The organism is Marivivens donghaensis, from assembly GCF_030410045.1.
In the GTDB taxonomy this organism is placed as follows: domain Bacteria; phylum Pseudomonadota; class Alphaproteobacteria; order Rhodobacterales; family Rhodobacteraceae; genus Marivivens; species Marivivens donghaensis.
Genome location: NZ_JAUFRA010000007.1, coordinates 225053 through 246604, shown reverse-complemented (window position 1 = coordinate 246604; position 21552 = coordinate 225053). Strand labels below are relative to the sequence as shown.

Sequence of the window (21552 nt, the reverse complement as noted above, 5' to 3'; positions counted from 1 at the left end):
TCCGTCCAAGGGGAACCGCCAGAGCCATTCACACGCTAGTCGTGGGATGTTCCGCAAACGGGGCAATCTGCCCGCGATTTGGTCTTCATCATGCGGCTATCAGCGTAGAGTGCATCATACATCATCAACCGACCGCGCAGAGTTTCGCCCGCGCCTGTGATCAGCTTGACCGCTTCTGCCGCCATCAACGACCCTATCACCCCCGGGAGAGGGCCGAGAACGCCCGCCTCTGCGCAAGACGGAACCAACCCTGCGGCTGGAGCCTCTGGAAAGACGCATTGGAAACAGGGGCCACCATTTGCGGGATCGTAGACCGAAATTTGACCTTCCCATTGCGTCATCGCAGCGGCAATCAGCGGTTTCCCCAATTTGACCGCGATGCGGTTCACCATGTAGCGCGTGGCAAAGTTATCGGTTCCGTCGAGGATCAGATCATATTCGGCGAACAGAGCCTCTGCCGTGTCCTCGTCCAATCGCCGCGCATAGGGACGCACTTCGATCCACGGGTTCAGTGCTTTGATCGCCGTTGCGGCAGAATGCACCTTCGGCTGGCCGATACGGGCATCGGTGTGGATCACTTGGCGTTGGAGGTTGGAGTTATCGACGGTGTCATCATCCACGACACCGATTGTGCCGACCCCCGCCGCAGCGAGATACATCAACGCGGGCGACCCGAGGCCCCCTGCGCCGATCACCAGCACCTTCGCTTGCTTCAACCGTTTCTGCCCCGTCCCACCGATTTCACGAAGCATCATGTGGCGGGCGTAGCGATCGAGTTCGCTGTCCGAAAATGTCTTGGTCGGGGTGGTGACAACTGGTTCCTTAGCGGCGACCTTGGTTTTAATCCAACCGAGGCCGAGGCGGTAAATATAGATCACAACACCCGCGCCGATGATGAGCGCCCAAAGACGCGCATCGCCACCAGTCGCTTGGCGCAATGGATTACCAGCGGGCAAAACGATGTTCGCCAAAAGCACCGCCGCCATCAGAACGCCCGTCATGCCCCAACGCACACGGTGGGGAACTTTCATCGCCCAACCAATGCCCCACATGACAGAAATCATCGCAAAAACGGTGATCATTTACACCCCGTCGAGCCAAAGCCGCCTTCGCCACGCGCCGTTGTGGACAGGCCAGAGCCGAGCGTGAACTGCCCCTGAACCACAGGTGCGACCACAAACTGAGCGATGCGGTCACCGTGGGCGATGTGGAATGGTTCGGTCCCCGCGTTGAGGATGATCACCCCAACAGGCCCGCGATAGTCGCTGTCGATGGTGCCCGGCGTATTCGGCAATGTGATACCGTGTTTGAGTGCGAGGCCGGAGCGTGGACGCACCTGCACCTCATAGCCAGCGGGGATTTCCATCCGAAACCCGCAGGGGATGAGCGCTCGAGCGCCCGCCTCGATGGTGACGCCTTCGCGCCCATTCGGGGCAAAGTTTGCCCGCACGTCCGCACCCGCCGCCCCCGCCGTTTCGTAGGATGGCAACGCGATGTCGGTATCAGCCCCGTCGAGCCATTCGATCACAATATTCGGCATGGTGGTCATAGCGCCTCCGCGATCCGCTGAGCGAGCCGTTGCGCAACGGCGTCCTTGCCCATGCGCGGCCAATCTTCGGCGGAAGTTTCAGTGATTAGCGTCACGGCGTTCTCGGTGCCCCCCATGATCCCCGTCTCAGGAGACACATCATTGGCCACGATCCAATCGCACCCTTTGCGGGCCCGCTTGGCCGTTGCGTGGGCGATCACGTCGTCTGTTTCAGCGGCAAACCCAACGACCAAAGGCGGGCGGCCATCGGTCATCTGGCTCACGGTTGCGAGGATATCGGGGTTCTCTGCGAACTCCAAAACGGGCAGTGCGCCGTTCACTTTTTTGATCTTCGACCCAGAGGCTGAGGCAACCCGCCAATCCGCCACAGCCGCCGCAAACACCGCCACATCGACGGGCAAAGCGGCCAGAACAGCCTCTAGCATCTGCGCGGCGGTTTGCACTTTCACGACATTTACGCCCGCAGGCGGCGGCACATCGGCTGGACCTGTCACAAATACAACATCTGCACCTAATTGCGCCAATGCGCGCGCCACAGCCGTGCCTTGGGCACCTGACGACCGATTGGCGATGTAGCGCACGGGGTCGATGGGTTCGTGCGTGGGGCCTGAGGTCACGAGGATACGCTTACCCTTGAGCGGTCCGTCAGAGAGAGCCGCGTCAATGGCGGCGATGATCTCTGGCACTTCAGCCAAGCGGCCAAAGCCAAACTCGCCACATGCCATGTTGCCTTCGGTCGGGCCAACGAACAGCATGCCATCGCCCTTGAGCGTCGCGACATTGCGCTGGGTGGCGGCGTGTTCCCACATCCGCACGTTCATTGAGGGGGCGACCAGCACAGGTTTGTCGGTCGCCATCAACAGCGTCGACGCCAGATCATTGGCGTGACCGCCCGCCATTTTCGCCAAGAGGTCGGCCGTTGCAGGGGCCACAACAACGAGGTCCGCAGCGCGGGACAATTCGATATGACCCATCTCGGCCTCATCGGTCAGATCGAACAAATCCTGATAGACTTTGCGAGCGGCAAGGCCAGATACGGAGAGCGGGGTCACGAACTCTGCCCCTGCTTTGGTCAGCACGGGCGTGACCTCTGCCCCTTGTTCGCGCAGACGCCGGATCAGATCGAGCGACTTAAAGGCTGCAATGCCGCCGCCGATGATCAGTAGGATATGTTTGCCAGCCAGCATCACGGCCCCCTTTGAACGATTGGTGGAACCCTAACCAGCGGCAACGAAAAGAACAATCACTGGAACGCCGCACATGGGTCGTCACGTTCTGCGGGGGCAGTGACGATCACGGTGTCAAAGGGCGCGTCATCCTCGGCTGCTTCCAGCAAGCCCAGCGCATGAACCGACAACTCTGGTCGAACGCGGGCGATGTAGGATGGCACGGCGCGGTCGATGCGGGCATGTCCGTTGCCCGTGATCAGAACCACAGGTCCACCAGTTTCGTCATAGGCCGTTAAGGTCACACGGGCAAAATGAGCGTCACGAAGCCGCTGCGCCTCTACCATTCCTGGGAGCATTTCCGCGGGTAGAGCATCGCAATGGGCTTGTGCCTGTTCGGCCTCCATCACGGCACGCAGATCGTCGGACAGCATGGTAAGGCCATAGCGTTCCGCGCCCTCGCCAAAGACCTCAGCGGCCGACGATCTTATCGCCGCGATCACTGTGTCCCGAGGGAGCGCCGCACCATAAACAGGCGCATCGCTCGCCGCAAAGATCGGCGCGTAGATAGCGAAATCAGGCCAGCCCGCCTCTTCCCACCCGATGATCGCGCCGAGGTTGGGATCGTGGCGATCGCTGGAGTTCACCACTGCCGCCTGATCAGGCGTCAGCATTTCGAAAACGATCGCAGAGGGCGCGATGGCTGCGATTTGGTTGGCTTGTTCGATATGATGCAGGGGATTGTCATGCACCTCGCCCAAGATATGGATGTCTTGCGCCATGGCAGGCGCAGCCATCCATAACATCAGGGCAAGGGCAGTTCTCATGCGAGGAAGTTCAACACTTCCTTCGACTGACCTTCAAGGCTCTTGCGCATTTTGTTGAACGCCGCGGCCTCTAGCTGGCGAATACGCTCTTTGGACAGGCCAAGTTCGTCACCGAGGCTCTCCAACGTGCGCGGCTCGTCCCGCAGTTTGCGTTCGCGCACGATGAAGCGTTCACGATCGTTCAGTGCCATCAGCGCAGTCGTCAGCCATTGACGCAGGGTTTCCTGATCGTGCGAGGCCTCGACCCGTTCCGCCGCCTGCTCGCTGTCATCGACGAGCGTATCAACCCATGACCGCCCCTCATCTTCGGACGATTGCGTCGCATCGAGCGAGAAGTCAGATCCCGAAAGACGGCCATCCATCATCTCGACGTCATGCACCGGCACGCCAAGCTCGGTCGCAATCGCGAGGTGCAGATCGCCCTTGCTGAGGGTGATCCCTTCGGCGGTGGCTTCGCGTTCGAGACGGGCCTGAACGCGGCGCATGTTAAAGAACAGGGATTTCTGGCTGCTGGTCGATCCTGTGCGAACCATCGACCAGTTGCGCATCACGAAATCTTGGATCGAAGCTTTGATCCACCAAACAGCATAGGTCGAAAAACGAACTCCACGGTCGGGATCAAATTTTTCAGCGGCTTTCATCAGGCCAAGGCTGGCCTCTTGGATCAGGTCCGGCATTGGCGCACCATACCGGCGGAATTTCCCCGCCATCGAGATCGCCAACCGCATGTAGGCGGTGGTCAAACGGTGGAGCGCTTCTTCATCGCGGTGATCGCGCCACGCGTAGGCCAGTTGAGCTTCGGTTTCAGCATCCAAAAGCTCCGCGTTCATCGCGCGGCGTGTCATGTTAAAGTTAGACGTGGTATCCAGAGCCATAATCTCATCTCCCGCCAGCTGTTGTGTGTGACTTCTGTCATCGTTACCAATGCTTACGCACAACACTGCGAAATGGATCACAGATGCCTGCACAACTCACCTTACAAAAACTAACACTTGTGTTCGGTGGCGCGGCCTCGGGTAAGTCCAAATACGCGGAAAAGTTGATTTTTGAATCTGGCTTAGAACGCTTCTACATTGCGACTTCGCAGGTTTATGACGACGAAATGCGCGCCAAGGTGGAGCAGCACAAAGTGCAGCGCGGAGATGGCTGGACGACCATCGAAGAACCAATAAACATGTCAAAGGCTCTCGATAATGTGAGCGCGAGCGGCGTGGTTCTGATCGATTGCGCGACGCTTTGGCTGACGAATCTGATGCTGGGGGAGGCGGATATTGACGCCATGATCCCCGAATTTATCGAAGCCTGCCGCCGTTGCCCTGCCCCTGTTGTGGTGGTGTCAAACGAGCTGGGTCTTGGCATTGTGCCAGAGACGAGCATGGGGCGGCGGTTCCGCAATCTCCACGGCGCAATGAACCAGCAGATCGCTGCGGCGGCGGATCATGTGGTGTTTGTGGCGGCTGGGTTGCCGATGGTGTTGAAATGACGCGGCTCTGGCTCGTTCGGCATGGGCCCACCCATGCGAAGGCGATGGTGGGCTGGACAGATCTGCCCGCTGATCTGTCCGATGTTGATGCCATCGCCCGCCTGTCGGATCACCTGCCCGATGCGCCCGTTGTATCGTCTGACTTATCCCGCGCGGTCAGCACCGCGGATGCGATCCAAGCCCATCGCCCTCGGTTGCCCCATGACGCTGCTTTGCGAGAAATTCACTTTGGCGATTGGGAAATGGCGACGTTTTCGGATGATCCGCTGATGCGCGCCTATTGGGAAACGCCAGGTAATATTGCGCCCCCGAATGGAGAAAGCTGGAACGCGGTCGCTGCGCGGGTTAGCACAGCCATCGATGGTTATCTCGCGCTCGGCCTGCCAGATCTGATCGTGGTGGGGCACTTCGGGATGATCCTGACCCAAGTCCAACGCGCCCTGTCGATCACCCCCTACGAGGCATTCGGCCATCGGATCGACAACCTCTCTGTGACCGAGATCACGACCGCTCCGTGGTCAGCAGAACGGATCAATCACAAACCGTGATGATGGCACGCACAAAACAGCGATAGCGTTGTCACGCGACCCGACTTAGCATCCACTCATGATGTATGATCTTTATATTGGCGATCGCCTTTTTAGCAGCTGGTCCCTCCGTGGCTGGCTTATGTTTGAAAAATTCGGACTGCCCTATCGTGAACATATGATGGGGCTGTACGCGGGCACATTGGCCCAAGACATGGCCGAACTGGCCCCAGCACGCACCGTGCCTGCCGCGAAAACGCCCGAGGGCTATATCCTGTCCGACAGCCTATCGATGGCAGAGACGCTGGCCGAACGGCACCCCGATGCGGGGCTATGGCCAACCGATCCTGCGGCACGCGCATTGGCCCGCAACTTGGTCTGCGAAATGCATTCGGGATTTGGCGCGTTGCGCGATGTCTGTAACATGCAGATCAGCCACGTGTGGGACGGCTTTGTCGCTCCTGAACCCGTTCTGAAGAACCTTGAGCGGATCGAATACCTTTGGGCCATGGCCCGCGAACGTCATGGGGCAAAGGGTCCGTGGCTGTTCGGTGAATATTCGCTCGCCGATGTGTTCTACGCCCCTGTTGCGATGCGGATCACGGGCTACGGTCTGCCCGTATCGGACGCCGCCAAGGCCTATGTGGAAAATCACCTCAACGATCCCGCGTTCCTGCGCTGGCGGGCTGAAGCGTTGAAGGAAAATCACGAGACCTTCCCCTATGAAATGAACCTTCCGCGCAAAGACTGGCCGTTTTAACCAAACTTAAACGCCTGCCCCGTTAACCAGAATGAGTTGGTTAACGGGGTTTTTCATGGTCGCATCGACCTACACAGTTGCGTTCGAAGGGATCGAGGCCCGCATGGTCGAGGTGCAATGCGCCACCATGGCGGGTTTGCCGTCGTTTTCCATCGTGGGTCTGCCAGACAAGGCCGTGTCAGAGGCCCGCGAACGCATTCGCGCCGCATTAGAGGCGATGTCGATCGCCCTGCCGTCGTGCAAAATCACCGTCAACATGTCCCCTGCCGACATGCCGAAAGAAGGGTCGCATTTCGACCTTCCCATCGCGCTGGCATTGCTTGCCGCGCTCGAGATCGTTCCAAAAGACAAGGCTTTAGAAACGGTCGCGCTCGGGGAATTGTCGCTCGACGGGACGCTGGTGCCTGTGATCGGCACGCTGCCCGCCGCTCTCGCCGCTGCCGAAGAGGACCGTGTTCTGCTATGCCCGACGGCATCAGCCGCAGAGGCCGCATGGGTCGGCGCGACACCTGTGTTCGGGGCCAAAACTCTGCTCGACGTGATCCGTCACTACACGGGCAAGGCGGTTTTGCCCCCTGCCCTCCCCGGTGAGGTCAGCCACGCCCCAACGGCCCGCGATTTGCGCGATGTGAAGGGGCAGGAACGCGCCAAGCGGGCATTGGAAATCGCTGCGGCAGGACGGCACCACCTATTTCTTCTCGGCCCACCTGGATCAGGAAAATCCATGCTCTCGGCCCGCATTCCGGGGATACTGCCGCCCCTCACGGCAGCCGAGGCGTTAGAGACATCGATGATCCATTCGCTCTCTGGTCTCTTGGACGAAGGTGGGATCAGCCGCACGCGACCATTCCGCGAACCGCACCACACGGCCTCCATGCCCGCGATTGTTGGCGGCGGGAAAGGTGCGAAACCCGGCGAAATCAGCCTCGCCCACAATGGCGTTTTGTTCATGGATGAGTTTCCAGAGTTTAACCGCCAAGTACTCGAAACGCTCCGCCAGCCCATTGAGACGGGCGAGGTCGTCGTGGCCCGTGCCAACGCCCATATCCGCTATCCCTGTCGGTTCATGCTGGTCGCGGCGGCCAACCCGTGCAAATGCGGGTTTATGTCAGATCCCGCCCGCGCCTGTTCACGGGCACCTGCCTGCGGAGCCGATTACCTCGCGCGAATTTCTGGCCCGCTGATGGATCGGTTCGACCTGCGCGTCGAGGTACCGCCTGTATCCTTCACCGATCTCGACCTGCCCGCGACGGGCGAAAGTTCGGCCAGTGTCGCGGCACGCGTGCAATCGGCGCGAAACCTACAAACCCAAAGGTATCAAGGGATTGACGGGTTACGCACCAACGCTGAGGCCGAAGGCGCGATCCTCGAAGAGGTCGCTACGCCCGATGCAGAGGGGCGCGACCTTCTAACCCGAGTGGCGGAAAAATTCGGACTGACGGCACGAGGCTACCACCGAGTCCTAAGGGTTGCGCGGACGATTGCAGACCTTGACGGATCGTCCTCCGTGCGACACCCGCATATCGCCGAAGCGGTCAGCTATCGGCTCGCCCTCTCGAAAGAGGTCTGAACAAAATTGGCAATATCACGAAGGGCGGCACGCGCCTCTGGCACCCAATATTCACCCAGATGCCAAACATGCGGCGCATCGTGCCATGTCTGAACCTCAACCTCTCCGCCCGCAGCCCGTAACACCTCTGCCATCCGATATGTATCATCGGCGAGAACTTCGGGACTGCCGACTTGGAAGAACGCAGGTGGCGGGGCATCGAAATTCGCGAAAAGCGGCGAAATCCTTGGATCATCGGAGGACGTTTCGGCGTGATACATACGCGCAGCCTCGCCCATCCAATCGGCTGGAATAATCGCATCAGCCGCTGCGTTTTGGGCCACGGACGCTCCCGAAAGGGTCAAATCCGTCCAAGGCGACATGGTAAAGATCCCCGCAGAGCGTTCGCCTCTCTCGCAGAGCACCGACAAAAGAGCCAAGGCTAGCCCACCGCCTGCGCTGTCCCCGCCAATGACGATTTTGCTGGGGTCATAGCCGCGCGCCACGAGGTCATCCCAAGCGGCAATTGCGTCGTCGAATGCCGCTGGGAACGGCGCAGCAGAGGAAAGTCGGTATTTGGGCATGACGACGGGCACGCCCGCATAGTGTGACAACCGCGCCATGATGGGGCCGTGTGTGTCCGCCGATCCCGCGAAATACCCGCCGCCATGAAAATAGAGGATCAGGCGTTCGCCGTCGGCACCGCGCCCCGACACCCAATTTGCCGACCGCCCACCAAGGCTGCGCTCTAACCGAAGGGAATATGGCACATATTGCCCCGCCAAAGCGCCCAAACGGTCCAGCTTTGCTGCGTCGCGAATGGGGTCGTCGGATAGACGGAACAGTGGCTTTACGATCCGGCGGCTGATCGCCGTGTAAAGCCACAGTCGAACCGACATATTAGGCTCTCCGCGCCTCGATCGCCTGCCAAACCTTCTCGGCGATATTCACGCCATCGAACCGCTCGAGTTCTTGAATGCCCGTCGGCGAGGTCACGTTAATCTCGGTCAACCAATCGCCGATCACGTCGATACCGACAAAGACCTGACCCTTTTCTTTTAGTAGCGGACCGATGGCGGCGCAAATTTCGCGATCACGGTCGGTCAGTTCAACCTTCTCAGCGCGTCCGCCGACATGCATGTTCGACCGTGTCTCACCTTTTTGCGGAACGCGGTTGATCGCGCCGACAGGTTCACCATCGACAAGGATTACGCGCTTATCCCCCTTCGACACGGCCGGCAGGAATTTCTGCACGATCAAAGGCTCATTGTTGATGCCCGTGAACATTTCCCAAAGCGACGCAAGGTTGCCGTCGCCAGCAGAAAGCTTGAACACGCCCGCGCCGCCATTCCCGTAGAGCGGCTTGAGAATGATATCGCCGTGCTTTTCACGGAAATTACGTAGCGTTTGCAGGTCACGCGCAATCGCGGTCGGCGGTGTCAGTTCTGGGAACTGCAGGACCAAGAGCTTCTCTGGATAATTGCGCACCCAAAACGGATCATTCACGACCAGTGTTTTGGGGTGGATCATGTCCAAAAGATGGGTCGTGGTGATATACCCCATATCGAACGGAGGGTCCTGACGCAGCCAGACCACGTCGAAGTCCGACAAATCGACCTCTTGCTCTTCGCCCAAGGTAAAATGATCGCCCTTCACCCGTTGAACCGTCAACGACCAACCACGCGCTGTTACCCGCCCTTCTTGCCAAGCGAGTTTGTCAGGCGTGTAGTAAAATAACGAATGGCCCCGCGCCTGTGCCTCTTCTGCGAGACGGAAGGTGCTGTCCCCATCGATATTGATCGCACCGATCGGGTCCATTTGAATGGCAACTTTTAGAGACATGGTTGGGCCTTTCGTATCTGTTGACACATACATGGCGCAGACCGTCCCGCCCTTCAATGGCTACCACATCATTGATGCGTTCTCGATCACCTTTATCGCACCAGTTCCATCAACCAACGCCACATCAATTCGCATTGGTGTCAGCTGCCCCTTGGGTTCGCCTGTCACATAATCCGTGGCACTAGCGCAGATCCGTTGCATTTGCCGACGGGTGATGTGCGACACCGCCTGATCGTGGGATTTGCTCTGTTTAACCTCGACAAAAACGATCCGATCCCCGTCACGACAAATCAGATCAATTTCGCCATACCGACCGCGCCACCGCCGCGCTGCAATGGTCTGCCCGCGACGCAAATAGTCCCGTTCGACGATCCCTTCGGCGGCAAGGCCCGCATGATACGCCCGCTGACCACGTTCCGATTTCCGCAGAGCCACGCCCATTAGTCCTCCTTCGAAAGGCCCAGCGCAATTTGGTAAACCTGCCGTTTCGGTAGGCCCAGCGCGCCCGCCACCGCTGTAGCGGCATCTTTAACGCGCATGGTTTCCATTGCCTGACGCAAAGCCGTTTCCACATCCATCTCTTCAACATCGGTGGCACCAGCCCGTCCGACCAGAACCACCAATTCACCTTTGACGCTGCGCCCATCGTAGACGTCGATCACCTCATCCAGCGTGCCGCGCGTCACTTCTTCAAACTTTTTGGTCAGTTCCCGACAGACCGCGACATCCCGCGATCCCCCCAGAATCTCCCTCAAATCTTCTAACATTTCTTGAATCCGTTTCGGACTCTCATAAAAAATCATGGTTAACGGCATGTCCCGCAACGCGGCGATTTCGGTTTGGCGTTGGGCGCGCGCGGCGGGCAGGAACCCCGCGAACATGAACCGATCGGTCGGCAGACCAGAGACAGTCAGCGCTGCCAATACGGCCGAGGCACCGGGGGCTGCGGTCACGGTTAGGCCTTGGGCGATGACTTCGCGGCCCAGTTCGAACCCTGGGTCAGCGACGAGAGGCGTTCCAGCCTCGGATACATAGGCTACCGATTTTCCTTCGGCGATGAGCTTTACGATGCCTTGGACAGAGTTGTCACCAGAGTGGTCATGATAGGCGATCATGCGCCGACCGTTGAGCGGCACGCCATGGATATCGAGCAATTTACGGGCGGTTCGGGTATCCTCGGCCACGATCAGGTCACAGGAGGCCAAAATATCGAGCGATCGCAGAGTGATATCGCGGGCAGAGCCGATAGGTGTTGCCACCAGATACAGACCTGCGGTTAACGGCGTGTTGCGGTGATTCATCGCTGGACCCTCTGGTTGTGGGGCCTATGATACGCCCAGGAGATTTGTCCTATCGGTCTGCCGTATCCATGGCGCCCGATGCAAGAGGAGTAAGATATTCATGTTCGCATTTGCTCGCACCGCCAAACAGGTGGCCGCACGGATTTTCGTTTTGTTTTCCATCGCTTGGGTTGCTGCCTGTGAGCCGATCCCCGTCTCGAACGGAGTGGGTGGTGGAATGCGTGTCGATCCGACAAAACCTGTCACAGTGGCGCTTTTGGTGCCCGGTGGGTCAGGCGTCGAATCGGATAGCTTCCTTGCATCGAACCTCGAGAATGCGGCGCGGATGGCCATTGCGGACCTTCAGGGCGTGCAAATTGACCTGCGCGTCTACAACACGGGCGCGTCACCTGAACAGGCGGCGACTGTTGCGACGCAGGCCGTGAATGATGGCGCGAAGATCATCCTCGGGCCCCTTTACGCCGAAGCGGCGAACGCGGCGGGTATCGCGGTTGCCAATCGTGGCGTGAACGTTCTGGCGTTTTCGAACAACTCGTCCATCGCAGGCAACAACGTGTTTGTCCTCGGGCCGACCTTTGACAACACCGCAAACCGTCTCGTGTCCTATGCGGGTACCAAAGGTATCCAGAATTTCAGCATCGTACACGGCGACGACCTTCAAGGCGCCGTTGGCCGTGATGCGATTGCCAATGCGGTTCGCAACGGTGGCAAAACTGTGGGCAGCGTGCAGAGCTACCCGATGACCCAGCAGGGTATTATTTCGGCGGCTGGCCCGATTGCCAATTCGATCCGCAGCTCGGGATCGCAGGCGGTCTTTTTGACAGGCGGCGTCAATGCTGACCTACCGCTGATCGCAACTGCACTGCCAGAACAAGGAATTGATCCAACTGTCACCCAATACATCGGCCTGACCCGTTGGGATGTGACCCCTCAGGCGCTTGCTCTGCCGGGTCTTCAGGGTGGTATTTTCGCGATACCTGACACGCAGATGATTTCCCTCTTTGAATCGCGTTACGCCGCGGCCTATGGGCAAAATCCACATCCGCTAGCAGGTCTGGCCTTTGACGGGATCGCCGCCATCGGCGCGCTCCTTGCCCAAGGCAACCCCGAAGCCCTTTCGGTTGCTGGCCTCACTCAATCGCAAGGGTTCCAAGGCACACAGGGCGTGTTCCGCCTGCTGCCCAACGGCACAAACCAGCGTGCGCTTGCGATCGCTCAAATTCAGAATAATCAGGTGGTAATCCTTGAACCTGCCCCAAGAAGCTTTGCGGGACTCGGCTTCTGAGCCGACCCTCCTCACTCAGGCCCCCGATGAAACCTCTGCCATAGGGCTGATTTGCGCTGCGGTAGACATCTTTGACGAACTTGCCGTTCAGGCAGAGATCGACGCGAAATTGGCTGACCTCACGGACGCGATGGCGATCCGTAAGGCGGTGGTTGACGTCCTGATCGCGGCCCGCAAAAAAGGCGTGGCTGCAATTGAGGCTGCATTCGTGGAACGCCCATTTGACGCCCGTCCAGTGACGCGGTCCTACACGATGCTCACCGACTATCTGGTGAAGACCGTCTATGACGTCGCGCGCACTCGGCTGCACAAGCTGAACTCTCCCACCGATGGAGAACGGCTCGCTATTGTTGCGGTGGGTGGCTACGGACGGGGTGAAATGGCGCCTCATTCGGACGTCGATCTGCTGTTCGTCACGCCCTACAAGATCACCCCTTGGGCGGAGAGCTTGATTGAATCCATGCTCTATATGCTGTGGGATTTGCGGCTGAAGGTCGGCCACGCGAGCCGCACGATCAAGGACTGTCTCAGGCTTGCCCGCGAGGATTACACCATCCGCACCTCGCTGGTGGAGTTTCGGTTCCTCGACGGTGACGAAGATCTCGCAAAGTCGCTCAACGACAAACTCTGGAGCGAACTGTTTTCCACCACGGCCACCGATTTCGTTGAAGCCAAGCTAGAAGAACGCGCTGAACGCCACCGCAAGCAGGGCGGTCAGCGATATGTGGTTGAGCCAAACGTCAAAGAGGGCAAAGGCGGCCTTCGCGATTTGCAGTCATTGTTCTGGATCGCGAAATACGTGAACAAGGTGCAGACCACGGCAGAACTGGTGGATCGCGGCGTATTTACTCCTGAGGAATATACGACCTTCCTTCAGGCCGAGGAATTCCTCTGGGCTGTCCGATGCCACCTGCATTTGATTTCCGCGCGGGCGATGGATCAGTTAACCTTTGACCTGCAGGTCGAAGTGGCATCGCGCATGGGATACCACGACAGCGCAGGTCGGCGGGGCGTTGAGCACTTTATGCAGGATTATTTCCGCCACGCCACGCGCGTGGGTGAATTGACCCGCATCTTTTTGACCGCGCTAGAGGCCCAGCACGCAAAACCAGAGCCGATGTTGCAGCGGCTGCTGACCCGCCGTCGCAAGGCACGTCCGCCTTATGCGATCAAACAGAACCGCCTGACGGTCGCGGATGAAAAGGCATTTTTTGCCGATAAGGTGAACATGCTGCGCATCTTTGAAGAAGCGCTCCGCACCGGCACCTTGCTGCACCCAGAGGCCATGCGCCTGTTGGCGGCGAACCTTGATTTGATCGACGACAGCGTGCGCGACGACAAAGAGGCGATCCGCATCTTCCTCGACCTTATGCTGAAACACGGGAACCCCGAACGGGCGTTGCGTCGGATGAACGAACTGGGCGTTCTGGCCGCCTTCCTACCCGAGTTCGCACCGATCGTCGCAATGATGCAATTCAACATGTATCACAGCTACACCGTGGACGAGCACATCATCCAATGTATCAGCCACCTCGCGCAGATCGAACGCGGGGAACTGGTCGAAGAACTGCCCGTCGCCTCTGGCATCCTGAAGGAAGGCGTGAACCGCAAGGTTATCTATGTCGCGCTTCTGCTCCATGACATCGGCAAGGGTCGTCCCGAAGATCACTCGATCCTCGGCGCACAGATGGCCCGCAAGATCTGTCCGCGTCTGGGTCTGACCAAAGAGGAGTCCGAGACTGTCGAATGGCTCGTTCGGTATCACCTCTTGATGTCCGACACCGCGCAAAAGCGGGACCTGTCAGAGCCGCGCACCGTGCGCGATTTCGCAAAGGCGGTGAAGTCGGTCAAACGGCTCGACCTGCTGACCGTTCTGACCGTTTGCGATATTCGCGGCGTTGGTCCGGGAACGTGGAACAACTGGAAGGCCATGCTTCTGCGTGATCTTCACCAGTTGACCAAAATCGCGCTGGAAAGCGGGATGGAAGAAATCAACCGCGACGCCCGCGAAAACGAAGCCAAGAAAGCGCTGCGCGAGGCATTGACCGATTGGGATGCCAAGGATGTTCGCACGGAACTCGGGCGTCACTATGGTCCCTATTGGCAGGGCCTGCCCGCCTCGGCTCAAGTTATCTTTGCGAAACTGCTGCACGACATTTCGGATGTGGAAATCCGCATCGATATGGAGCTGGACCACGATCGTGACGCGACGCGCGCTTGTTTCGCAATGGCCGACCATCCAGGTCTGTTCAGCCGCATGACAGGTGCGCTGGCACTTGTTGGGGCGAACGTTGTGGATGCGCGCACCTATACGTCCAAAGACGGCTATGCGACCGCGATTTTCTGGATTCAGGATGCCGAGGGGCATCCCTATGAAAAGGCTCGCATGCCGCGCCTGCGCCAGATGATCGAACGCACCCTCAAAGGTGAGGTAATCACCCGCGAGGCGCTCAAGGACAAAGACAAGATCAAGAAGCGCGAGCAGGCCTTCCGCGTTCAGACCCATATCACCTTTGATAACGAAGGATCGGACCTCTACACGATCATCGAGGTGGATACCCGTGACCGCGCGGGCCTCTTACACGACCTCACACGCACGCTTGCTGCGAACAACGTCTACATCGCTTCTGCCGTGATCGCGACCTACGGCGAACAGGTTGTCGATACCTTCTACGTCAAAGATATGTTCGGCCTGAAATTCCACCAAGAGAGCCGTAGGCAAGCGCTTGAGAAGAAATTGCGCGAAGCAATCGTTCAGGGCGTGGAGCGGGCGAAGGTAAGCTGATGCGATATGCGAAAACCCTCGCGGTAGTCGCCGTGGGGCTAGCGATCGGGATGGTGGCGCGATCTGCGTATCAAAGCGCACATCGCGTCGAGGCCATGATCGCGCATTTTGATCGTGTCTGCCGATCCGCATATGATGGGAATTTCGTATCCGAGGCTGCACGAGAGGCGTTCGAAGGTAAAGCACCGCCTGAGATGATCTGGGACGGCGCGTCGAAAACCTTTGCAGAGGTTCAGCACTCGCGCTGCGCTGTGTTCGAGGGTGAAAACCTTTTTAATAATGAGGACCGAGAACAATTCGAATTGGCAGTTGCGGACTATCTGGCAAAGGCGTTTCCGCAACTCACCTTCGACCCGAAAGCGGAACTAGATAGCTTCGATCTATTCAAATTTTGGGCCCAGTACAGTCTCAACGACCCGAGGCGCTGGGGCATTATGATAAGCCGAGTTGAGCGCCCCACCGACCTCACCGCTATTGTCGAAAACTGGTCGCTCGTGCGCACCGAGATTAAGATTGTCATTCCTCACTAAGATTGGCCTGACATTCCAATCGGCATTCATGCTAGAAGGCGGGGAATTTTACTTTTGGACTTCTAAATGAAACCCATTCGCCTTGTTTCTGGCTTTCTGACGGTTGGACTGTGGACCCTGCTCTCTCGTGTTTTGGGGTTCGCGCGGGACATTATGATCGCGGCCTATCTGGGCACAGGCCCCGTGGCTGAGGCGTTTCTGATCGCGTTTTCCCTGCCCAACGTGTTCCGTCGGTTCTTTGCCGAAGGGGCGTTCAACATGGCCTTTGTGCCGATGTTCTCCAAAAAGGTCGAAGGCGACGAGGACGCGGCGAAGTTTGCCAATGACGCGTTTACAGGTCTGGCGAGCGTTCTGATCGTCTTTACCGTGATTGCGATGGTCGCGATGCCGTGGCTCGTGCTGGCGATGGCCTCTGGGTTTCAAGGGGACGAGCGGTTTGACCTCGCGGTTCTCTACGGTCGGATCGCATTCCCCTATATCCTGTTCATTTCCCTCGCCGCACTGTTGTCGGGTGTTTTGAACTCTATCGGTCGGTTCACCGCTGCCGCCGCCGCGCCCGTATTCCTGAACATTTTTTTCGTCAGTGCGATGATCCTCGCGACCATCATGGGGTGGCCGATTGGGGACACATTGGCGTGGACCGTTCCCTTTGCTGGGATCGGGCAAATGGCACTGGTTTGGGTTGCTGCAAAGAAGGCGGGATTTACGCTGACATTCAGCCGTCCCAAGATGACGCCAGACCTAAAGCGGCTCGCCATTATCGCTGCCCCTGCAGCGCTGGCGGGTGGTGTGGTGCAGATCAACCTGCTGGTCGGTCGTCAGGTCGCGAGTTTCTACGACGGCGCTGTGGCGTGGCTGTCTTATGCGGACCGGCTCTATCAACTGCCCTTGGGCGTCGTCGGCATCGCGATTGGCGTGGTTCTTTTGCCCGACCTATCCCGTCGTTTGCGCGCTGGTGACACCGAAGGCGGGCGTGATGCGTTCAACCGCGCGTGCGAGATGTCTCTGGCGCTGACGATCCCTGCGGCGGTCGCTTTGATGGTGATCCCGATCCCGCTGGTTCAAGTGCTCTACCAACGCGGCGCGTTTGGCACCGATGACACGATGGCAACGGCGATTGCGGTGGCGGTCTATGGCCTCGGCCTGCCCGGGTTCGTGATGCAAAAGGCGCTGCAGCCGTTGTTCTTTGCACGCGAAGACACCCGCCGTCCGTTCTATATCGCGCTGGTATCCCTGATCGTGAATGCCACCGTCGCGATTGGCCTGATGCCCTACATCGGCTTTATCGCAGCGGCCATTGGCACCACCTTGTCTGGCTGGGCGACTGTCGTTTTCCTCTGGGTAAAGTCCCGCAACATGGGCGAAGCCGCCACCTTTGACGATCGGTTCAAGAGCCGTTTTGGGCGGATTTGCCTAGCGTCGGTGATGATGGGCGTTGTGCTTTGGGGCGCTGCCGTGGTGCTGACGCCTGCGCTTGGCCTGCCGCTCTGGCGGTATCTCGCGCTCTTTGTGCTAATCGGGATCGGCATGGCCGCCTATTTCATCAGCGGCCAAATGATCGGCGCGTTCAAACTGTCAGAGTTCAAACGCGCGATGAAACGTGGTTAATCGCTGCGCTGGCGGATGCGGTTGACGAATGCTGCCCATCCGCCCGGACCAACGAGCGGCGACAACAAAAGCCCCGCAAAGAACCCAGCCATATCGGCCACGCCAACGTAGAACACCATCGGCGTGGCATCTCCACCCATGCCCAAAACGGCAAAAATCTTGAGCATCAGGCCCCACATGACCTGAATGATCAAAAGCATGCCGATCATGGAAAACGCCCGCCAACGGTTTTGTCCCGTTTGACCGAGCCGCATCCACATCATGTAGGAAAACGCGCCGATCAGCCCGTAGATCGGAGGATAGGCGCCATAGAGCGGCCAGTTTTCAGGGGCCACAAGGCCAAACACCATCGCGGCCACGATGCTGGGAACGACGAACACCGACAGCATCGACGCCCAGTGCCAGCGTTCGCCGACAAATTTGCCCAAGGCCAATACGATCGCCATGGCGAAAAATGCGTGGGTGAAACCCGAATGGATGAATGGATAGGTCACGTAACGCCAGAGGAATTCAGGAACGAACAGGCCACGCGCAAACATCTCGTGTTGAACGGCGGGGAAGAACCCGAAATCGGTGACCGTATCCGCCCGCCAACCGATCCCAGCCGCCCCCGCTAAGACCCCCGACCCCGCCAGTTGCATCAGGATTTCCACGCCAGCGATCAACAACGCCAGCACAGCAGCGGTGTTCGGAATGTCGTTCAACAGGCTTTCGCGTTCCATATCTCTGTCTTCCTTGCCTCTATCTGCCCGCTTCGCATTGACGGGACTTGCCCCCCTCGGTAAGCCTTCGCCGACTTTTAATCCAGCCCCGGAAGGTTTGACGATGACCGATACCAAATTCACACCGCGTGTGTTCTCTGGCATCAAACCCTCGGGCGGGTTGACCCTTGGCAACTATCTCGGCGCGATCAAGCGGTTTGTAGATATGCAGGGCGGCCAGTTCGAGACGATCTATTGCGTGGTGGACCTCCACGCGATCACCGTCTGGCAAGACCCCAAAGAATTGGCAAATGCGACACGCGAAGTGGCTGCTGGCTACCTCGCCTCTGGGATCGATCCTGAACAGTCGATCCTCTTCAATCAGGCTCAAGTGTCTGGCCATGCCGAGCTCGGCTGGATTTTCAACTGTGTGGCCCGCGTCGGCTGGATGAACCGCATGACCCAGTTCAAGGACAAGGCGGGTTCGGGCAAAGACGCGGAAAAAGCGTCGCTTGGCCTTTATGCCTATCCGTCGCTGATGGCGGCTGACATCCTGCTCTACCACGCGACCCACGTTCCCGTGGGCGAGGACCAAAAGCAGCACGTCGAACTGACCCGCGACATCGCGAAAAAGTTCAACCACGACTTCAAGGTGGATTTCTTCCCTGAAACCACCCCCGTCATCGAAGGCCCCGCCATGCGCGTCATGAACCTGCGCGACGGGTCGAAAAAGATGTCCAAGTCGGGCGAGAGCGATATGGAACGCATCAACATGACCGATGATGCCGACACCATCGCGAAGAAGTTCAAGAAAGCCAAAAGCGATGCCGAGGCTCTGCCAGAAACCGTCGAAGGTCTGGCAGATCGCCCAGAGGCGCGGAACTTGGTTAACATCTACGCTGCACTGAACGACCAAACCAACGAACAAGTGATTGCAGAGTTCGGTGGCGAAGGTTGGGGCAAGTTCAAACCTGCCCTTGCTGATTTGGCCGTTGAAAAGCTCGCGCCGATTTCGACCGAGATGAAACGCCTGATGGACGATCCCGCAGAAATCGACCGCATTTTGACCCGCGGTGCTGATCGCGCACGCGAAATCGCGCAGCCGATCCTGAAACAGACCTACGATATCGTCGGTCTTTTGCGCGGGTAACAACCCACAGTTGGTGTCGCTACGGCGACATCAACGTTGACCCAACGTCACATTATTGAATCGAACTCACCCCATCCTGAGTTCAACCGTGCGTCATTTGTCCTGGCCGCATGGTGTCAACCGACACGTCCCAGTCGGTAAAGTTGCGCGCGTCCAGTTCTCCCCAGCTGGACGCGCCTCTTATCTGGATCAGCGATAGTCGTTGCCTCGCCCCAGCCATTGCGTCAATATCCCGCCAAAGGGGGACCCGATGCGTAAGTTTCTTGTCGTTTTGGACGATAGCCGTGAATGCTTGAACGCGATGCGCTTTGCCGCGATGCGTGCCTCTCATACAGGCGCAGGGGTTGCGATCCTGTCGATCATCGCACCCGAAGAATTCAATCACTGGATCGGTGTGGGCGAGATCATGCGCGAAGAAGCGCGCGAACGGATTGTCGCCCATTTTGAGGTCTTTGCGAAATGGATGCGCGACAAACAGGGCGTCGATCCCGAGCTGATCATCCGCGAAGGCGAAGCCGTGACCGAAATCTTGTCGGTGATCGAAGAGGACCAATCCATCGGCGTTCTCGTCCTCGGCGCGGGGAATGACAAAAAGGGACCGGGCCCATTGGTGACGCAGCTTTCGCGCCAATCTGGGAGCCTGCCGATTCCGATCACCGTCGTGCCCGGTGATTTGAGCAAAGAAAAGCTCGAAGCGATCACATAAGAGTTTAGAACCATTCTAAACCTTGACTTCGATGCCCTGAGGGCAGATATGTAAGTCCGACAGAAAAGGTTGGCTTCCATGTTTATCCAGACCGAATCCACGCCGAACCCGGCGACACTGAAATTCCTGCCTGGTCAGGCCGTTCTCGAAGTTGGCACCGCCGATTTCCCGACCGCTGACGCGGCTGCTCAATCCCCGCTTGCTTCCCGTATTTTCGGAATCGACGGCGTAAGCGGTGTGTTCTTTGGCACTGACTTTGTGACCGTGACCAAATCCGACAGCGTTGAATGGGACCATATCAAGCCAGCGATCCTTGGCGCGATCATGGAGCATTTCCAATCTGGCGCTGCTGTGATGAGCGGCGAAGGCTCTGGCGGTCACGCGGACAACCATAGCGAAGAAGACACCGATATCGTCAATCAGATCAAAGAACTGCTCGACACCCGTGTGCGTCCTGCGGTGGCTCAAGACGGCGGCGACATCACGTTCCATGGCTTTGATCGCGGCATCGTTTACCTGCACATGCAGGGTGCCTGCGCGGGGTGCCCGTCTTCGACCCTGACCCTGAAAATGGGCATTGAGAACCTGCTGCGCCACTACATTCCCGAAGTGCTCGAGGTGCGCCCCGTTGCTGCCTAAGTCACCAACGATACTGGCATTTGATACATCGGCGGCGCATTGCGCCGCCGCTTTGTTACAGGGTGACACGATCACCACCCGCATCGACGAAATGGCCAAGGGTCAGGCAGAGCATTTGATGCCGATGTTGACCGAGGTTCTGTCAGACGCGGGGCTCACGTGGTCCGATCTGGATGCGATCGGTGTCGGCACTGGGCCTGGTAATTTTACGGGCATCCGCATTTCCGTGTCAGCGGCGCGTGGTCTGGCCCTCGGCCTATCGATCCCCGCGATTGGGGTGAATGGGTTTGAGGCGCTGACGCATGGCCTGCCCCTCCCCATCACAGCACTGATCGACGCCCCACGGGGCAGCGCATACCTCCAGCATTTCACCGTTGATGGTCCACAAGCGCCCGAAATGATCGTAGTTGCGGATCATCCCATCGATGGGCCTATCGCGCCTGTGCTGAGTGCCGCCGATCACGTTGCAAACATTGCCCGCGTCGCGGCAGGGCGTTTGGGCCAGACCCAACCACGCCCTGCGCCGCTCTATGTGCGGGCGGCGGATGCAGCCCCCCCGCGCGACCCTGCACCGGTGATCCTTCCGTGAACGCCGACGCGCTCGCCCAAATTCACGCGGAGTGTTTTTCGACGCCACGACCGTGGTCAGCGGATGAACTCCGGGGGATGATGGACGACAGGTTTACGACATGTATCACGTCAGAGAACGGTTTTGCCGTGATCCGCGTTGTTCTGGACGAGGCGGAACTATTGACGATCTGCGTGGCACCTTCTGCGCGCGGCACTGGCGAAGGGCGCGGACTGCTGGAACTCGCACTCCACACGGCAAAAGAGCGCGGCGCAGAAAATATGTTTCTTGAGGTTGCAGCGAATAACGCAACAGCCATCGGGCTTTACCGCTCTGTCGGTTTTGTCGATTCGGGATTTCGTAAAGATTACTACAGAACACCCGAAGGTGCGCGGATTGATGCGCTTTTGCTCCAATTACCGCTCTCATAACGCTAAATTATTGATCATCTGATCAAAGCGACACCAAGTGACGTTAGAATCCGGTTGACCCCCAGAGCGTAAACAGCCCTAATTCCAGCAGACACGAGAGATGTCCGCCCACGCGGGCCGCTGCGGCTCCGGGGCAAAACCAGTT

23 protein-coding genes are annotated in these 21552 nt (G+C 58.6%); 13 read left to right on the top strand and 10 right to left on the bottom strand.

Annotated elements, in window-relative coordinates:
• Positions 1-35: 35 nt before the first annotated feature.
• Genes QWY83_RS12960 through QWY83_RS12940 form a run of 5 tightly spaced genes read right to left on the bottom strand, consistent with a single transcriptional unit; the run spans position 36 to position 4417 of the window.
• Entirely contained in the window at positions 36-1082 is a 1047-nt protein-coding gene (locus tag QWY83_RS12960; RefSeq protein ID WP_249947018.1) for a HesA/MoeB/ThiF family protein, read from the bottom strand.
• Positions 1079-1540, bottom strand: a complete 462-nt coding sequence (gene dut, locus QWY83_RS12955) for a dUTP diphosphatase (RefSeq protein ID WP_249947064.1) — start codon at positions 1538-1540, stop codon at positions 1079-1081. The genes QWY83_RS12960 and dut overlap by 4 nt, the downstream gene beginning before the upstream one ends.
• Before the next feature lie 5 nt (positions 1541-1545).
• The gene (gene coaBC / locus QWY83_RS12950; RefSeq protein WP_249947017.1) at positions 1546-2736 is read right to left on the bottom strand and encodes a bifunctional phosphopantothenoylcysteine decarboxylase/phosphopantothenate--cysteine ligase CoaBC; all 1191 of its coding nucleotides are present in this window, start codon (positions 2734-2736) and stop codon (positions 1546-1548) included.
• Between the two features lie 56 nt (positions 2737-2792).
• Complete coding sequence (locus QWY83_RS12945; RefSeq protein ID WP_249947016.1) at positions 2793-3512, bottom strand: ChaN family lipoprotein; 720 nt, start codon at positions 3510-3512, stop codon at positions 2793-2795.
• Positions 3513-3538: 26 nt separating this feature from the next.
• Positions 3539-4417: an RNA polymerase factor sigma-32 gene (locus QWY83_RS12940; RefSeq protein WP_249947015.1), complete on the bottom strand. Its 879-nt coding sequence runs from the start codon at positions 4415-4417 to the stop codon at positions 3539-3541.
• An 83-nt stretch (positions 4418-4500) separates the two neighbouring features.
• Here QWY83_RS12940 and cobU point away from each other — a divergent pair, with 83 nt between their 5' ends.
• The 4 genes from cobU to QWY83_RS12920 are packed head-to-tail and all read left to right on the top strand — an operon-like array spanning position 4501 to position 7882.
• Complete coding sequence (gene cobU / locus QWY83_RS12935; RefSeq protein WP_249947014.1) at positions 4501-5025, top strand: bifunctional adenosylcobinamide kinase/adenosylcobinamide-phosphate guanylyltransferase; 525 nt, start codon at positions 4501-4503, stop codon at positions 5023-5025.
• A complete protein-coding gene (locus tag QWY83_RS12930) occupies positions 5022-5573 on the top strand; it encodes a histidine phosphatase family protein (protein WP_249947013.1) in 552 nt (183 codons plus the stop codon). Before cobU ends, QWY83_RS12930 begins: the two co-directional genes overlap by 4 nt.
• A 58-nt stretch (positions 5574-5631) precedes the next feature.
• Positions 5632-6312, top strand: a complete 681-nt coding sequence (locus QWY83_RS12925) for a glutathione S-transferase (protein WP_249947012.1) — start codon at positions 5632-5634, stop codon at positions 6310-6312.
• Positions 6313-6367: 55 nt separating this feature from the next.
• Positions 6368-7882: a YifB family Mg chelatase-like AAA ATPase gene (locus QWY83_RS12920; protein ID WP_249947063.1), complete on the top strand. Its 1515-nt coding sequence runs from the start codon at positions 6368-6370 to the stop codon at positions 7880-7882.
• Here QWY83_RS12920 and QWY83_RS12915 read toward each other — a convergent pair.
• From QWY83_RS12915 to rsmI, 4 genes are read right to left on the bottom strand one after another with little or no spacing between them, the layout of a single operon-like run.
• Positions 7852-8760, bottom strand: coding sequence for an alpha/beta hydrolase fold domain-containing protein (locus tag QWY83_RS12915; protein WP_249947011.1), 909 nt, complete (start codon positions 8758-8760; stop codon positions 7852-7854). The genes QWY83_RS12920 and QWY83_RS12915 overlap by 31 nt on opposite strands.
• A 1-nt stretch (position 8761) precedes the next feature.
• The gene (gshB, locus tag QWY83_RS12910; RefSeq protein WP_249947010.1) at positions 8762-9703 is read right to left on the bottom strand and encodes a glutathione synthase; all 942 of its coding nucleotides are present in this window, start codon (positions 9701-9703) and stop codon (positions 8762-8764) included.
• Positions 9704-9763: 60 nt separating this feature from the next.
• Complete coding sequence (locus QWY83_RS12905) at positions 9764-10144, bottom strand: YraN family protein (RefSeq protein ID WP_105234324.1); 381 nt, start codon at positions 10142-10144, stop codon at positions 9764-9766.
• A complete protein-coding gene (gene rsmI / locus QWY83_RS12900) occupies positions 10144-11004 on the bottom strand; it encodes a 16S rRNA (cytidine(1402)-2'-O)-methyltransferase (protein WP_249947009.1) in 861 nt (286 codons plus the stop codon). The genes QWY83_RS12905 and rsmI overlap by 1 nt, the downstream gene beginning before the upstream one ends.
• 100 nt (positions 11005-11104) lie before the next feature.
• On the opposite strand from rsmI, the gene QWY83_RS12895 reads away from it, so the two are divergent.
• From QWY83_RS12895 to murJ, 4 genes are all read left to right on the top strand, one after another.
• Positions 11105-12289 (top strand): penicillin-binding protein activator, encoded by a 1185-nt coding sequence (locus tag QWY83_RS12895; protein WP_249947008.1) that lies wholly within the window; start codon positions 11105-11107, stop codon positions 12287-12289.
• Complete coding sequence (locus tag QWY83_RS12890; protein ID WP_435404530.1) at positions 12249-15074, top strand: [protein-PII] uridylyltransferase; 2826 nt, start codon at positions 12249-12251, stop codon at positions 15072-15074. Before QWY83_RS12895 ends, QWY83_RS12890 begins: the two co-directional genes overlap by 41 nt.
• The gene (locus QWY83_RS12885; RefSeq protein ID WP_249947007.1) at positions 15074-15604 is read left to right on the top strand and encodes a hypothetical protein; all 531 of its coding nucleotides are present in this window, start codon (positions 15074-15076) and stop codon (positions 15602-15604) included. Before QWY83_RS12890 ends, QWY83_RS12885 begins: the two co-directional genes overlap by 1 nt.
• Before the next feature lie 66 nt (positions 15605-15670).
• Positions 15671-17212: a murein biosynthesis integral membrane protein MurJ gene (gene murJ / locus QWY83_RS12880; protein ID WP_249947006.1), complete on the top strand. Its 1542-nt coding sequence runs from the start codon at positions 15671-15673 to the stop codon at positions 17210-17212.
• Here the strand turns inward: murJ and QWY83_RS12875 are convergent.
• The gene (locus QWY83_RS12875) at positions 17209-17934 is read right to left on the bottom strand and encodes a rhomboid family intramembrane serine protease (RefSeq protein WP_249947005.1); all 726 of its coding nucleotides are present in this window, start codon (positions 17932-17934) and stop codon (positions 17209-17211) included. The two genes, murJ and QWY83_RS12875, sit on opposite strands and share 4 nt — an antisense overlap.
• A gap of 103 nt (positions 17935-18037) precedes the next feature.
• Between QWY83_RS12875 and trpS the strand changes: the two genes are divergently transcribed.
• The 5 genes from trpS to rimI all read left to right on the top strand — a co-directional run bounded on the left by trpS (position 18038) and on the right by rimI (position 21407).
• On the top strand, positions 18038-19063 hold the full coding sequence (trpS, locus tag QWY83_RS12870; protein ID WP_249947004.1) for a tryptophan--tRNA ligase: 1026 nt from the start codon (positions 18038-18040) through the stop codon (positions 19061-19063).
• Between the two features lie 250 nt (positions 19064-19313).
• Positions 19314-19769: a universal stress protein gene (locus tag QWY83_RS12865; RefSeq protein WP_067550662.1), complete on the top strand. Its 456-nt coding sequence runs from the start codon at positions 19314-19316 to the stop codon at positions 19767-19769.
• A gap of 78 nt (positions 19770-19847) precedes the next feature.
• Positions 19848-20408 (top strand): NifU family protein, encoded by a 561-nt coding sequence (locus QWY83_RS12860; RefSeq protein ID WP_067550664.1) that lies wholly within the window; start codon positions 19848-19850, stop codon positions 20406-20408.
• A complete protein-coding gene (tsaB, locus tag QWY83_RS12855; RefSeq protein WP_249947061.1) occupies positions 20401-20997 on the top strand; it encodes a tRNA (adenosine(37)-N6)-threonylcarbamoyltransferase complex dimerization subunit type 1 TsaB in 597 nt (198 codons plus the stop codon). Before QWY83_RS12860 ends, tsaB begins: the two co-directional genes overlap by 8 nt.
• The gene (gene rimI, locus QWY83_RS12850; RefSeq protein WP_290246004.1) at positions 20994-21407 is read left to right on the top strand and encodes a ribosomal protein S18-alanine N-acetyltransferase; all 414 of its coding nucleotides are present in this window, start codon (positions 20994-20996) and stop codon (positions 21405-21407) included. The genes tsaB and rimI overlap by 4 nt, the downstream gene beginning before the upstream one ends.
• The last annotated feature ends 145 nt before the right edge of the window (positions 21408-21552 follow it).

Bases quoted from the DNA above. Each gene is read 5' to 3' on its own strand.
- gshB (WP_249947010.1), bottom strand. From the start codon at position 9,703: ATGTCTCTAAAAGTTGCCATTCAAATGGACCCGATCGGTGCGATCAAT.
- QWY83_RS12885 (WP_249947007.1), top strand. From the start codon at position 15,074: ATGCGATATGCGAAAACCCTCGCGGTAGTCGCCGTGGGGCTAGCGATC.
- QWY83_RS12945 (WP_249947016.1), bottom strand. From the start codon at position 3,512: ATGGCTGCGCCTGCCATGGCGCAAGACATCCATATCTTGGGCGAGGTG.
- QWY83_RS12940 (WP_249947015.1), bottom strand. From the start codon at position 4,417: ATGGCTCTGGATACCACGTCTAACTTTAACATGACACGCCGCGCGATG.
- QWY83_RS12920 (WP_249947063.1), top strand. From the start codon at position 6,368: ATGGTCGCATCGACCTACACAGTTGCGTTCGAAGGGATCGAGGCCCGC.
- QWY83_RS12925 (WP_249947012.1), top strand. From the start codon at position 5,632: ATGATGTATGATCTTTATATTGGCGATCGCCTTTTTAGCAGCTGGTCC.
- QWY83_RS12865 (WP_067550662.1), top strand. From the start codon at position 19,314: ATGCGTAAGTTTCTTGTCGTTTTGGACGATAGCCGTGAATGCTTGAAC.
- dut (WP_249947064.1), bottom strand. From the start codon at position 1,540: ATGCCGAATATTGTGATCGAATGGCTCGACGGGGCTGATACCGACATC.
- rsmI (WP_249947009.1), bottom strand. From the start codon at position 11,004: ATGAATCACCGCAACACGCCGTTAACCGCAGGTCTGTATCTGGTGGCA.
- QWY83_RS12860 (WP_067550664.1), top strand. From the start codon at position 19,848: ATGTTTATCCAGACCGAATCCACGCCGAACCCGGCGACACTGAAATTC.
- QWY83_RS12895 (WP_249947008.1), top strand. From the start codon at position 11,105: ATGTTCGCATTTGCTCGCACCGCCAAACAGGTGGCCGCACGGATTTTC.
- QWY83_RS12960 (WP_249947018.1), bottom strand. From the start codon at position 1,082: ATGATCACCGTTTTTGCGATGATTTCTGTCATGTGGGGCATTGGTTGG.
- QWY83_RS12930 (WP_249947013.1), top strand. From the start codon at position 5,022: ATGACGCGGCTCTGGCTCGTTCGGCATGGGCCCACCCATGCGAAGGCG.
- QWY83_RS12875 (WP_249947005.1), bottom strand. From the start codon at position 17,934: ATGGAACGCGAAAGCCTGTTGAACGACATTCCGAACACCGCTGCTGTG.
- murJ (WP_249947006.1), top strand. From the start codon at position 15,671: ATGAAACCCATTCGCCTTGTTTCTGGCTTTCTGACGGTTGGACTGTGG.
- cobU (WP_249947014.1), top strand. From the start codon at position 4,501: ATGCCTGCACAACTCACCTTACAAAAACTAACACTTGTGTTCGGTGGC.
- QWY83_RS12915 (WP_249947011.1), bottom strand. From the start codon at position 8,760: ATGTCGGTTCGACTGTGGCTTTACACGGCGATCAGCCGCCGGATCGTA.
- coaBC (WP_249947017.1), bottom strand. From the start codon at position 2,736: ATGCTGGCTGGCAAACATATCCTACTGATCATCGGCGGCGGCATTGCA.
- QWY83_RS12905 (WP_105234324.1), bottom strand. From the start codon at position 10,144: ATGGGCGTGGCTCTGCGGAAATCGGAACGTGGTCAGCGGGCGTATCAT.
- trpS (WP_249947004.1), top strand. From the start codon at position 18,038: ATGACCGATACCAAATTCACACCGCGTGTGTTCTCTGGCATCAAACCC.